Below are 12,961 nucleotides of genomic sequence, written 5' to 3' on the forward strand. Positions count from 1 at the left end.
ACGGACAATGCCGTTGACGCTGCGCTCGAAGTCGCCGGCCAGGCTTTCCATCGCCCCACGACGCTCAGCCGCGGCGCGCGCCTTGGTCTCTTCCTCGGCCTTTTCCAGCCCGCGAATCCGAACCGCATTGTCCTTGAAGATCTGTACCGTCGCCGCCATCGCGCCGACCTCGTCGCCGCGACCGAGACCTGGAATTTCGCCGTCCAGTTTGCCATCGGCCAGCGCCTGCATGCGCCCGCCCAGTTCGCCGAGCGGCTTGGAGATGCTGCGGCCGATCATCCAGGCGATGCCGCCGCCGATCACCGCGATGCCGAGAATGGCAAGCCCCAGCATCCAGGCGATCGGCGCCAGCTTGGCGTCGATGTCATCGAGATAGGCACCGGTGCCGACATACATGTTCCAGCCCGGGATCGCCGCCGAATAAGCGATCTTGCGGATCGCCACCGTCGCGCCGGGCCTGACATACTCATAGATCATCGTGTGCTCGCCCTTGGCGGCAACGCCATCGCGCCACTCGCGGCCAATCGGCCTGCCGTTGGAGACGGCGTCAAGGCGGTTTTGGCCGATCTGCTTGGTATCGGGCGACAGTACCGTGACGCCGTCCATGGTCGAGCCGAACAGATACCCGCTGCCGCTATCGAATGTCATCGAATTGCCGCGGCGGCCGAACTCCGCGATCGCGGCGTCCTTGGTCATCTGGCCGGCATCGACCTGCTTTTGCAGTCCGGCGGCCATGTTGCGCGCGATGTCGACGATCGCGTGGAGCTGTTCGGTCTTGGCGTTCAGCATCTCGCGCTGCATCAGATAGCCCGCAAGAAAACCGGCGGCACAAAGGCCGAGCAGCGTCACACCCACCAGGATGCCGAGCTTGGGGGTGATCGTCAGATTGGTCAGCTTCACGGCGATCTCCAGGGAATGAAGGCGGAATGCGATTCGCGGGACAACGCGCGATCGTAACGCAAGACTATTTAGCGCTTGTTACCGCCGCCGTCGCCGTAGCACGGCAACGACGAAACAAGCGTAGGGTGGGCAAAGGCGCATCTTTGCGCCGTGCCCACCATCTTGCATCACATCGCAATCGAGAGTGGTGGGCACGGCATAAGAATGCCTTTGCCCACCCTACGATCCATATCTTCGGCTCAGGCCGCGCGGACCTTGCTCAGGAATTCGTCGACCGCATGCCGCAACATGCCGGACTGATTATCGAGTTCACGGGCGTTCGAGAGCACGTCGGAGGCCGCCGTGCCGGTGGCCGCGGCCGCCGTGGTCACGCCGCCGATATGCGTGCTGATTTCGCTGGAGCCGGCCGCGACCGACTGGATGTTGCGCGCGATCTCACGGGTGGCGTCGCCCTGCTGCTCGATCGCGGTGGAAATCGAGACCGTGATCTCGCTCATCTGCGCGATGGTTTGGGTGATGCCGCCGATCGAGGCGACCGCGTCGCTGGTGGAAGCCTGCATCGCCGCGACCTGGGCGGAGATTTCCTCGGTGGCCTTGGCGGTCTGGTTGGCCAGTGCCTTGACCTCGGAAGCCACGACCGCGAATCCACGGCCGGACTCGCCGGCGCGCGCGGCCTCGATGGTCGCATTGAGCGCCAACAGATTGGTTTGCGCGGCGATGCTGTGAATGAGTTTTACGACTTCGCCGATCTTCTCGGCGCCGGTCGATAGCGCCCGCACGGTGACATTGGTGCTCTCGGCATCTCCGACCGCCTTGCTGGCGATCTCGCTCGAACGCGCCACCTGGCGCGAAATCTCGGCGACCGAGCTTGAAAGCTCCTCGGCCGCTGCGGCAACCGTTCCGACATTATTGGAAGCGCTTTGCGAGGCCGCGCTGACGGTCGCGGCCCGGCTGCTGGCGTCGCTGGCGGTCGAGGTCATCGACTGCGCGGTGGTCTGCATGCCCGCCGCCGCCGACGACACCGACCGAACGATGCCGTTGACGCTGCGCTCGAAGTCGCCAGCCAGGCTTTCCATCGCTCCACGACGCTCAGCCGCGGCGCGCGCCTTGGTCTCCTCCTCGGCCTTTTCCAGCCCGCGAATCCGGACCGCGTTGTCCTTGAAGATCTGTACCGTCGCCGCCATCGCGCCGACCTCGTCGCCGCGACCGAGACCGGGAATCTCGCCGTCCAGTTTGCCATCGGCCAGCGCCTGCATGCGAGCGCCCAGCTCGCCGAGCGGCTTGGAGATGCTGCGGCCGATCATCCAGGCGATGCTGCCGCCGATCACCGCGATGGCGAGAATGGCAAGACCCAGGGTCCATGCGATCGGCGTCATCTTGGCGTCGAGATCATCGAGATAGGCGCCGGTCCCGAGATACATGTCGAAGCCGGGAACAGCGACGGCGTAACCGACCTTGCGGATCGGCTTTTCCTCGCCGGGCTTCACATATTCATAATACAGCAGGATCGAACCGTTGGCCCTGACGCCATCCATCAATTCATGCGAGAGCTTCCGGCCATTGGTCAGCACTTCCATGCGGTCGGTCCCGATCTGCTTGGGATCGGGCGCGAGCTGCGTAATGCCGTCATACGAGGTGCCGAACAGGTAGCCGGCGCCCTTGTCATAGGTCATGGAATTGCCGCGGCGGCGGAATTCGGCCATCGCAGCTTCCTTGGTCAGTTCGCCGGCATCGACCTGCTTCTTCAACCCGGCCGCCATGTGGAGGCCCATATCGACGATCGCCTTGGCCTGATCGAGGCGCGCATTTAGCATCTCGCGCTGCATCAGATAGCCGGCCAGTGCCCCGGCAACGCAGAGGCCGAGCAGCGTCACGCCCACCAAGATACCGAGCTTGGGGGTGATCTTCAGGTTGGTCAGCTTCACGGGGATCTCCGGGGAATGGGCGCAAGCCGCAATTGGCGGAACGAATTGCGTCACATTATAGTGAAATGCTTTAGCATCTGGTTACCACGACCTTACCGTAGAAGTACGGGACGACGGGATGGCGCGCGGGCGGCCAAGACACTCTAATCAAGGCGTTCTAATCAAGGCGTTCTAATCAAGACGTTCTAATCGAGACGCTCTAATCGAGACGCTCTAATCGAGACGCTCTAATTAATCGGGAGGCAGCGACCGGCGGTCGCGGTCATAACCAACACCGAAATGTCAAATCGGGAGAATAGGAAATGCCGAAGTTCAGGATCGTCACGCCAAAGGGCGCAAGCTTCACCATTGCGGGCGGCGGTTATGCCTACGAAAGGGAAGCGCTCGACCCGATCGGGGCCGAGATCGTCGAGGCGCCGGCCAATGAAGACGAATTCATCGCCGCCGCCCGCACCGCCGACGCCATCTACGCCAAGGGCATCCCGATCTCTCGGAAAATCATCGACGCCCTGGAAAACTGCAAGGTCATCACGCTCGGCAGCGTCGGTGTCGACAGCGTCGACGTCAAGGCCGCCACCGCGCGTGGCATCCCCGTCACCAACATACCGGACACCTTCATCGAGGAAGTCGCCGACCACGCCATGATGCTGTTGCTGGCGGGCTTTCGCCGGCTGATCGAGCAGGACAAGATGGTGCGCGAGGGCCGCTGGTCCGAGGGCCGCCCGGCGCTGCTGAAAATTCCGCGGCTGATGGGACAGACGCTGGGCTTCGTCTCGTTCGGCCGGGTGGCGCGCGCGGTGGCCAAGCGCGCCGCGCCGTTCGGGCTTCGCATGATGGCCTACGACCCCTTCATCCAGGAGACGCTGATGTCCGACCATGGCGTGCTGCCGGCGACGTTGTCGGAAGTGCTGTCGCAATCGGATTTCCTCTCGATGCACGCGCCGGCGCGCCCCGAGGTCCATCACATGCTCGGCGAACAGCACTTCAAGCAGATGAAGCCGAGCGCGATCTTCATCAACACCGGACGCGGCCCGACCGTGAACGAAGAGGCGCTGATCAAGGCGCTGCAAGAGGGCTGGATCGCGCACGCCGCCCTCGACGTGCTGGAAACGGAGCCGCCGTCGCACAACAACCCGTTGCTCGGGATGGAAAACGTCACCCTGACCGCCCATGTCGCCTCGGCCTCGGCGCGGTTCGACGAGGCGCGCAAACGCCGCGTCGGCACCGAATTGTCGCTGGTGCTGTCGGGGATGTGGCCGGTGAGCTGCGTCAACCCCTCGGTGCTGCAAACCACCGCGCTGCGCCGCTGGCAACCCGTCGGCATGGATCGCGGCCCGAATAGCTAGGGCCGGCTGATATCAAGTTCCGTCATTGCGAGGAGCGAAGCGACGAAGCAATCCAGCCTTGCTCGCGATTCTGGATTGCTTCGCTTCGCTCGCAATGACGACAAGCAACCTAATAGAAACTATCTCTCATCTCGCTCTTCGCCTCACCCCGCCGGCGTCATGACGACGCCCTTGTCCTTGGGCCAGCGCACGCGCCAGGCGAAGGCGATGTCTTTGGCCTCGCCGGGCTTGGCTTCGAATGCCCATTCCAGCACGCCGCGCCTGTCGCGCAGATTGCTCGCGGTCGGCGGCGTGGTGGACGGCAGCATCTCGACCTGGATGTCCTCGTTTTCGCTGACCGGCAACCGATCCTCGATGGCCACGTGAAGGGGAAAATCGTGGCCATTGCGCACATTGGTCTTGAACGAACGCTCGTCGGTCTTCGACGTCGTCACGATCAGGCCCGCCGATCCCTCGTTGCGATTGACGACGGAACGCTCGATCTTGACCTTGTCGTCGGCGCCGAAGCCGAGCCGCACGGTCTCGTCCTTTGATGCGGCTTTCATCTGTCCGCGTCCGACAAAGGTGCCATCGCGATAGATCGCAACTTTGCCCGGCAACAGCGGCGCATCCTCGCTTTGCTTGAAGCTCGCCTCGAGAAACGCCGTCGGATCGATCACCGGCACCGAGCGCACCACCAGATCCGGCGCGATCGAAGCGGTCGAAATCCGCAAGCCCTTGGCGCCTTCGCTGGTACCGACGCTGACCCGACCCGGAATCCTGAACAGCACCTGGAAGCCGCTGATCTCGGCCACGGCCTGCCGCTCCTCGGCCTGCTGCGGCGACGGCTCCGCCTTGGCCACCGACCGCGCGATCGGCTTGGCGGCAAAGTCCATCACCGCACTCCCCGGAGCCGCAGGCGCCAGCGCCTGCGCCATTTGCGGATATTGCACGAGCAGCGAACTGAGCTCGGGCGCGTTGCCGCCGCGGGCGGTTCGCACGGTCGAGACGCTGAGCGCGGCGTTCGACCAATCCTCTCCCGTGGTCTGGGTGATTTCGGCGCGCCGCACCAGTTCGAGCGCGGGCTTGCGATCCCTGGCACCGGTGTCGAGCCGCGCGTCATACAGCGGCGCCCAGCGCGCGTTGCGCACGGCATAGGTCACCCGCAGCTTCGCCGTGGTAGCCGAGGCCGAGGCCAGATCGAGCCGCACCTCGAGTTTGCTCGGCGGCTTGATGGCGCGATCGGATTCAAGCCGTGCGATCTCGCGGTCGAGATCACGCTGCTTGCGTTCGGCGTCGCGTACCGCCGTTCCGGCGCTCGCGACTTCTTCCGACACCGCGGCAAACGCCTCGCGCCATTCCGCGATCGGGCGCGCCTCGCCCTTGTCGCCGATGCCTGCCGGCGCGGTCTCGGCAAAGCGCTCGGCAAACTTGCGGCGCGCGTTGGCGGCGTCGATCGCGCCTTGCAGATTGTCGCGCTCGTCCTTCAACGCCTCGATGCGCTTGTCCAGCTCGGGCAGATCGGCCGGCAGCGCCGCGCGCGGCGAGCGGGCATCGATCGCACCGATGGTCAATTGGCTATCGGCCCCGCCTTCGACGCGCAGCGAGGAGACATCGAGCCCCAGCGGAAAATCGTGCACCACCAATGTATTGTCGCCGGCGGGAAGATCGACCGCGATGACCCGCGTTACGCTGGCGCCATCAGGATAAACGGTAACGGCATCGACCGACGATGTCGCCTCCACATTGGCCGCCCGCGCCGGCATCGTCGCAAGCGCGCTCAACACCACAAGACTCGTCGTCACAAGACTATTGGCAAGCAATCGCATGATTTCCCTCCCCGTAAATGCCAACGCGCGGAGATTCCACGCGCGCGACACACCACTGTCAGTGATGAGACGCACGGACAAAGAAACCGGTTCGATTGGGGTTTCCGTAAGGCGCCGTCGGGGCAGCGCTGGGGCGGAGCGACGACAACAAAATCATCCGGCATCTCCACAACGATTTTTCGTCAGATGTGATTTGGCTCACATCGGTTGTTGTGATCAGCGCGTATGGCTAACGGGTTCTGCGATCGTTTCTCAACGTGAGACTCCGCTTCATCCTCGGTCAATCATGGCCCGATGCATCGATGAGTTCGACAATGGACGAGAACGGGAATTCTCCGGACTACGCCGAGATTTGGGTCAACGCCCATCGCGCCCGCAATGTCTGTCTGGCATTGTCGTTTGCGCTGCTGACCGCCGCCTTCAAGCAAAGCTGGAAAACGCTACTGCGGCAAACCGCTTCCGATGAAGCACCGCCGCTGGGCAAAGCCGTAGAGCCCGCGCGCGAAAAAAGGGCCAGTGCCGCATGACGGCAAAGGCCCTTTTTTCGCGCGCCTTCTAAAGCAGGATGAGATCAGGTTGAATCGTCATTGCGAGCCAACGGGTCCGGCCGCTGGCCGGCCCGATGACAGGCTCCGCGAAGCAATCCATAGCGTCAAACGAAGAATGGATTGCTTCGCCGCTATCGCTCCTCGCAATGACGGCTTAGCCGGTGATCGAATCTCATCTCATCACGCTTTAAAACACCAGCGCTTTGGCTTGCTTCACCTGCGGCAGCGCCTGCACCTTGGCGAGCACGTCGGCCGGCACGCTGCCATCGACTTCGACCAGCGCGATGGCGTCGCCGCCCTGCTTGTTGCGGCCGAGGTGGAAGGTCGCGATGTTGATCTTGGCGTCGCCGAGCAGGCCGGCGAAGCGACCGATGAAGCCCGGCTTGTCTTCGTTGGTGATGTAGATCATCGACTTGCCGAACTCGGCATCGACCCGGATGCCCTTGATATCGACCAGCCGCGGCTTGCCGTCGGCATAGACCGTGCCCGATACCGCGCGCACCTGATGTTCGCTGGTGACGGTGACGGTGATCAGGCTTTCATAATCGCTCTGCGCCGCGCGCACGATCTCGTCGACCACCATGCCGCGCTCCTTGGCAACCACCGGCGCCGAGACGACGTTGACGTCGCCCAGCATCGGCCGTAGCAGGCCGGACAGCGCCGCCGAGGTCAGCGCCTTGATCTTCATTTCGCCGACATGGCCCTCATAGGTGATCTCCACCTTGAGGATGCCGCTCTCGGTGAGCTGGCCGGCGAACGAGCCGAGCTTTTCGGCGAGCTCGATGAACGGCCTCAGCTTCGGCGCTTCCTCCGCGGTGATCGACGGGAAGTTGACCGCGTTGGAAATCGCGCCGCTCAGGAGATAGTCGGACATCTGCTCGGCAACCTGAAGGGCGACGTTTTCCTGCGCTTCGGTGGTGGCGGCGCCAAGATGCGGCGTGCAGATCACGTTGGGATGGCCGAACAGCACGTTGGAAGTGGCCGGCTCCTCGACGAACACGTCGAATGCTGCGCCCGCGACCTGCTTGGAATTCAACGCATCGACCAGCGCCTGCTCGTCGACCAAGCCGCCGCGCGCGCAATTGATGATACGCACGCCCTTTTTCATCTTGGCGAGTGCCGCCGCGTCGATGATGTTCTTGGTCTTCTCGGTCAGCGGCGTATGCAAGGTGATGAAATCGGCGCGCTTGAACAGATCTTCCAGTTCGACCTTCTCGACGCCGATATCCTTGGCGCGCTCCGGCGACAGGAACGGATCGAACGCGATGACTTTCATGCGCAGGCCGAGCGCCCGGTCGGCGGCGATCGAACCGATATTGCCGCAGCCGATCACGCCGAGCGTCTTGCCGGTGATCTCGACGCCCATGAAGCGGTTCTTTTCCCACTTGCCGGCCTGGGTCGAGGCGTCGGCCTGCGGAATTTCCCGCGCCAGCGCCAGCATCAGGGTGATGGCATGTTCGGCGGTGGTGATCGAATTGCCGAACGGCGTGTTCATCACGATAATGCCCTTCGACGTGGCAGCCGGGATATCGACATTGTCGACGCCGATGCCGGCGCGGCCGATCACCTTGAGCCGCGTCGCCTTCTCGATGATCTTGGCGGTCGCCTTGGTGGCCGAGCGGATCGCGAGCCCATCGTAATTGCCGATGATCTCGGCCAGCTTGTCCTTGTCCTTACCGAGATTGGGCTGGAAGTCGACGTCGATGCCGCGATCTTTGAATATCTGCACGGCGGCAGGCGACAGCGCGTCTGAAATCAGAACTTTGGGTTTTGTCATCTGAATGTTTCCTTCAACCTCCCTTTGAGGAGGAGAGTCGGCGAGCGGCGCCGGGGTGAGATGAATTCGCGGAGCAATCGCTTCTCCCTCTCCCCGTTCTTACGGGGAGAGGGTCGGGGTGACGGGCGAGACAGGGCGCGGAGCGAGTTGAAAGAGCCCCTCACCCGGATCGCTGCGCGATCCGACCTCTCCCCGTAAGAACGGGGCGAGGTTGAAAGAAAACTCAAGCCGCCTTTGCGAGCGACGCCTTGGCTTCGGCGAACGCCCAGTCGATCCACTGCGTCAGCAGCGCGACGTCGCTGGCTTCCACGGTGGCGCCGCACCAGATCCGCAAGCCGGCCGGCGCGTCGCGGTAATGCGCGAAATCGAAACCGGCGCCTTCCTTCTCGACCAAAGCGACGAGCTTCTTGGAGAATTCGGCCTGCGCATCCGGCGTCAGCGAGGTGATCGCGGGATCGATCACCTTCATGCACACCGAGGTGTTGGAGCGGATCGCCGGATCCTTGGCGAGGAAATCGATCCACGGCGTCTTGGCCTTCCAGTCGGCCAGCACCTTGGTATTGGCGTCGGCCCGCGCCATCAGGGCCTTGAGGCCGCCGATCGACTTGCCCCAATTCAACGCATCGAGATAGTCCTCGACGCACAGCATCGACGGCGTGTTGATGGTCTCGCCTTCGAAGATGCCCTGGTTGAGCTTGCCGCCCTTGGTCATACGGAAGATCTTTGGTAGCGGCCAGGCCGGCGTGTAACTTTCAAGCCGCGCCACTGCGCGTGGCGACAGCACCAGCATGCCGTGTGCGGCTTCACCGCCCAGCGCCTTCTGCCAGGAGAACGTCACCACATCGAGCTTGGGCCAATCGAGCTTTTGCGCGAACGCCGCCGACGTCGCGTCGCAGATGGCGAGACCTTCGCGATTTGCGCTGATCCAGTCGGCGTTGGGAACGCGCACGCCGGAGGTGGTGCCGTTCCAGGTGAAGACGATGTCGGACGCGGAATCGGCCTTGGCCAGATCCGGGATTTCGCCATAGCCAGCATGCAGCTTGGTGACGTCCTTGAGCTTCAATTCCTTGACGATATCGCTGACCCAGCCTTCGCCGAAGGATTCCCAGGCGATGGTGGTCACCGGGCGCGCGCCGAGCAGCGACCACAGCGCCATTTCGACCGCGCCGGTATCGGAGGCCGGCACGATGCCGATTTTGTAGTCGGCCGGCACTTCAAGCACTTCGCGCGTCAGATCGATCGCGAGCTTGAGCTTGGCCTTGCCGACTTTCGCACGATGCGAACGGCCAAGGGCGGCGTCTGTGAGATTTTGGGGATTCCAGCCAGGGCGCTTGGCACAGGGGCCGGAAGAAAAATGCGGCACGTTCGGCCGCGAAGCAGGCTTCGCTACGGTCATGATCTATCCTTCCAGATAGCAAGCCTCCCGTTGGGGGGAGGTGTCCCGCAGCGGTAGATAAGGGATCAGGCTTGAATCGTCAAGAAACGTCGGACAGATCAGGTGCGATCGGGATCAGGTTTGACCCGCGGGATCAGCTATGACACGGGATCGAGCAGGCTGCCGGGATCGGGATCGATGGATGGCTCGACAGGCGTCTCTGGCTCTATTTGCAGCGCCAACTGCGAACCCAGCAGCTCCGCCGCCGATGTGACGAGCTGTGCGGCTTTGCGCCGGCTTGCGACCTTCAAAATACTCTTTTCACCGGCCTGCACGACGTATTCGTGGCCGATCCTGACAATCGAATAATTTTTCACGTGCGATCCCCAAGCTGCCCGAGCCAAACGGGATACGCCGGTTACCACCGATCGTTCCGCGCAAAAAAGCGGCGAACGGCTGGTTGGTTTATCGCGTGTTAACCCGAACGAATGGCAAATCGCGTTTCGCAATGCTCACAACGATCAGCCGAATCCGATGCTGAACGAACGACGTGCGTCAGAATCGCAATGTTGATTTTAGCGCACCGGCGCCAGACCGAGCGCTTGCTCGGCCTCGCCGATCCAGCGCTGCACCGCGGCGTAGCCTTCGAGGTGAAAGCCGCCTTGATGCGCAAGCCGCGTATAGGCCAGCAGCGCAACGTCGGCGAGTGAGGCCGCCTCGCCGGCCAGGAATCGCGTCATCGCGAGGTGATGTTCCATCCGCGCCAGCGCGGTGTAACCACGCTTGACCTTGTCGGGATCGAGGTCGGATGCGGACTTGCCGAGATAGACCATCTGGAAGCGGCACACCGCGATGTAGGGCTCGTGGTTGTATTGTTCCCAGAACAGCCATTCATCCATCTTCGCCGCCGCGAAGGCATCGGCGGGAATGAGGTCGCTGCCACGGGCGAGATAGCGGATGATGGCGTTGGACTGCGCCAGCGTGCGGCCGTCGTCGAATTCGACTACCGGCACCTGCCCTGCGCTATTGCGCTTGAGGAACTCGGGCGTCCGCGTCTCTCCCTTGAGCGTATCGATGTCGACCCACGTGTAGGGCAGCGCCAGGTGATCGCAGAGCCACTTCACCTTCAGGCAATTGCCTGAATTGGTGTCGCCATAGATTTTCATCACGTTGCGAGCCCAGACAAAAGAGGCATCGGAGCAGTCGCGTTGCCTGCCGTCAAGATCGGGCGCGCCCGTGGCGATCAGAACTTGTAACCGAGGCCCGCGTGCACGTTATTCTCGGAGACTGCCGTGTTCTGAATCGACATGAACTTGATATATTCCCACTCGCCGCGCAGGAAAATATTACCCCACACCATATATTCGAACCCAAGACCGGCGGTCCAGCCAGCCGCGAAGGCGTCGCTTTTCCCAATGGTCGACGTCAGCTGAAATTGCGGTAGCAGAAAATTGCTCGCGCCCGTGACAGGATCGTAGATCGTTCTGCTCACCGAGCTCGATACGGTGCTCGAGACATCCATGCGGCCAACCGCAAGGCCTCCGAACATGTAGGGCAGGAAGTCGCCGGTCGCCCAGCCGGCACGGCCACGGAACGTCACCTCGTCCTTGACTCGCAGTGCAGCTCGGCCGTTCAACGTCAGGCCATCCACGGCCGTCTCACCAGGTGCCAAAATCAGTCCCGGCTCGGCGACCTGGATCGGCCCTATGCTTGCAGCAGTCGAACTCGCGAGACTGGACAGATAGTTGTAGTTTGCCTCGACGCCGAGCACGACGTCGTCAAACTGCCAGTTGCGTCCGACGAACCCGCCGAAACCCGAGCTTAGCCCGTTGACTTTACCGAACAGGTTTAATTGGGACGCTGGATCTTCCAGCACGGTATTGCGAAACAGGTCATTGGTCTGAGTTGTCGCGGTGCGGCCATAGTCCGTGTTGGTCCAGGATTCCCCAACCTGACCGCCAGCGTACCAGCCGTCCCAGTTTCTGGTCGGCGCGCTTGATGCCGGCAACGTACCGCGGAGAAAATCGGGCATGTCGGCCGCGTGCGCACCGGTTGTCACTGCGAACATCGCCGCCGCCAGGAAAAATCTACGCATTGCAACGCTCCCTCGAACTCTGAACTTACGCCGATCATCGCTCGTTAACCTTAACCAATGGTTGTCAAGGCGTGACCGACGTCGTTTTTCAAACGCATTTCGAACCGCGCAAAAAAGCAAAACGGCGCGGAAAAGATCCCGCGCCGTTAGCAATCGTTAACAGAGGAGTGGCGTTCAGCCCTTGCGCATCAGAACCGGCGGTGCTGCCGGTTCGACGTCGCAGCAGGTCCAGCGTACGCCGAGCTTGACGTCCTGCGAAGTCAGGTCGCGGTACTGGAAGGAAGACGGGCCGGCATTGCTGCCGTCGAACGAGCTGCCGAAGCCGTGAACCGCGGTGCCCATGTCGAGATAGCGGTACGCCAGTTCGACCGTGAAGTTGTTGTTGACCTTGTAGGCGACACCGGCGTGGGCAGCCCATGCGAAGTTGGTGGTGGACGCACCGTTGGCGAAGTACGACGCGCCTCCCTGGGCCCCGTTGAGGGCGGTGAAGTTCGAACCGGAGTCCTGAAGACCCGTGGTCTCGATATGCGCGGCGCCGACGCCGGCACCGATGAACGGCGTCAGGCACCACCAGGTGCCAAGGTCGACGTAAGCGTTGACCAATCCGACCCAGCTCGTATAGCCGCCCTGATAGACGTCAGAGAAAGAAGCGCCCGGGAACTGGGCGATGTCCGTGCCGCTGAAGCTCACCCGGGAACGATACTCACCGGTGATGTCGCCACGGAACCAGCTGTTGAACTGATAGCCGACACCGACACCGTAAGACGTGCCGCCAGTGAAGCCCTCGCCCTCCTGCGTCAACCCTCCGGCCGGCACTTGAGCGTAGTTGTTGTTGAACAGCTTGGCCTTCGAATTGGTCATGCCGATATCGCCGCGCAGATACCAGCCACCGAAATCCTGGGCGGGCGGCGCGTAATAAGGCTGCGGTGCCGGCATAATGGAAGGCATGTCGGCTGCGAACGCCGCCGACGACAATATGGATGCCGCCCCGGCGGCGACGAGAAATTTAACGCTACGCATTGGCTTCGTCCTTTTGCCCGGTGAGGCAGACAACGGAGGCCTCACTTCAAAAACTCACGGACGAACGATGCCAGCAAATACTTAAGCGGCACTTAACCCTAATTTTTAAGGTTGATAATTTCTGCAGATCGCGCGCAGCAATACCAATAGCCCTATCAAAGATGGCG

The 12,961-nt window shown here is 62.5% G+C and carries 11 protein-coding genes; 2 read left to right on the forward strand and 9 right to left on the reverse strand.

From position 1 onward, the window contains the following. Positions 1-900, reverse strand: a 900-nt coding sequence (locus GSQ88_RS35645; RefSeq protein ID WP_246735298.1) for a cache domain-containing protein, incomplete at its 3' end; no start/stop codon positions are given. Between the two features lie 239 nt (positions 901-1,139). Further along, positions 1,140-2,825, reverse strand: coding sequence for a methyl-accepting chemotaxis protein (locus GSQ88_RS13945; RefSeq protein WP_159008331.1), 1,686 nt, complete (start codon positions 2,823-2,825; stop codon positions 1,140-1,142). 302 nt (positions 2,826-3,127) lie between these two features. On the opposite strand from GSQ88_RS13945, the gene GSQ88_RS13950 reads away from it, so the two are divergent. Next, positions 3,128-4,171 (forward strand): C-terminal binding protein, encoded by a 1,044-nt coding sequence (locus tag GSQ88_RS13950; protein ID WP_159008332.1) that lies wholly within the window; start codon positions 3,128-3,130, stop codon positions 4,169-4,171. Positions 4,172-4,314: 143 nt separating this feature from the next. On the opposite strand, the gene GSQ88_RS13955 is transcribed toward GSQ88_RS13950, so the two are convergent. Continuing rightward, entirely contained in the window at positions 4,315-5,979 is a 1,665-nt protein-coding gene (locus GSQ88_RS13955; RefSeq protein ID WP_159008333.1) for a mucoidy inhibitor MuiA family protein, read from the reverse strand. 314 nt (positions 5,980-6,293) lie between these two features. On the opposite strand from GSQ88_RS13955, the gene GSQ88_RS13960 reads away from it, so the two are divergent. Beyond that, positions 6,294-6,506: a hypothetical protein gene (locus tag GSQ88_RS13960; protein ID WP_210253806.1), complete on the forward strand. Its 213-nt coding sequence runs from the start codon at positions 6,294-6,296 to the stop codon at positions 6,504-6,506. 208 nt (positions 6,507-6,714) lie between these two features. Here the strand turns inward: GSQ88_RS13960 and serA are convergent, their stop codons facing one another. From serA to GSQ88_RS13990, 6 genes are all read right to left on the reverse strand, one after another. Further along, complete coding sequence (serA, locus tag GSQ88_RS13965; protein WP_159008335.1) at positions 6,715-8,304, reverse strand: phosphoglycerate dehydrogenase; 1,590 nt, start codon at positions 8,302-8,304, stop codon at positions 6,715-6,717. A 223-nt stretch (positions 8,305-8,527) separates the two neighbouring features. Beyond that, positions 8,528-9,700: a phosphoserine transaminase gene (locus GSQ88_RS13970; RefSeq protein ID WP_159008336.1), complete on the reverse strand. Its 1,173-nt coding sequence runs from the start codon at positions 9,698-9,700 to the stop codon at positions 8,528-8,530. A gap of 137 nt (positions 9,701-9,837) precedes the next feature. Next, complete coding sequence (locus GSQ88_RS13975; RefSeq protein WP_159008337.1) at positions 9,838-10,056, reverse strand: hypothetical protein; 219 nt, start codon at positions 10,054-10,056, stop codon at positions 9,838-9,840. 198 nt (positions 10,057-10,254) lie between these two features. After that, on the reverse strand, positions 10,255-10,845 hold the full coding sequence (locus tag GSQ88_RS13980) for a glutathione S-transferase family protein (RefSeq protein WP_159008376.1): 591 nt from the start codon (positions 10,843-10,845) through the stop codon (positions 10,255-10,257). Positions 10,846-10,922: 77 nt separating this feature from the next. Next, complete coding sequence (locus GSQ88_RS13985; protein ID WP_246735299.1) at positions 10,923-11,774, reverse strand: outer membrane protein; 852 nt, start codon at positions 11,772-11,774, stop codon at positions 10,923-10,925. 174 nt (positions 11,775-11,948) lie between these two features. Next, positions 11,949-12,794: an outer membrane protein gene (locus tag GSQ88_RS13990; protein WP_174248010.1), complete on the reverse strand. Its 846-nt coding sequence runs from the start codon at positions 12,792-12,794 to the stop codon at positions 11,949-11,951. Between the last annotated feature and the right edge of the window lie 167 nt (positions 12,795-12,961).

The organism is Bradyrhizobium sp. S69 (assembly GCF_009766005.1).
GTDB lineage: Bacteria > Pseudomonadota > Alphaproteobacteria > Rhizobiales > Xanthobacteraceae > Bradyrhizobium.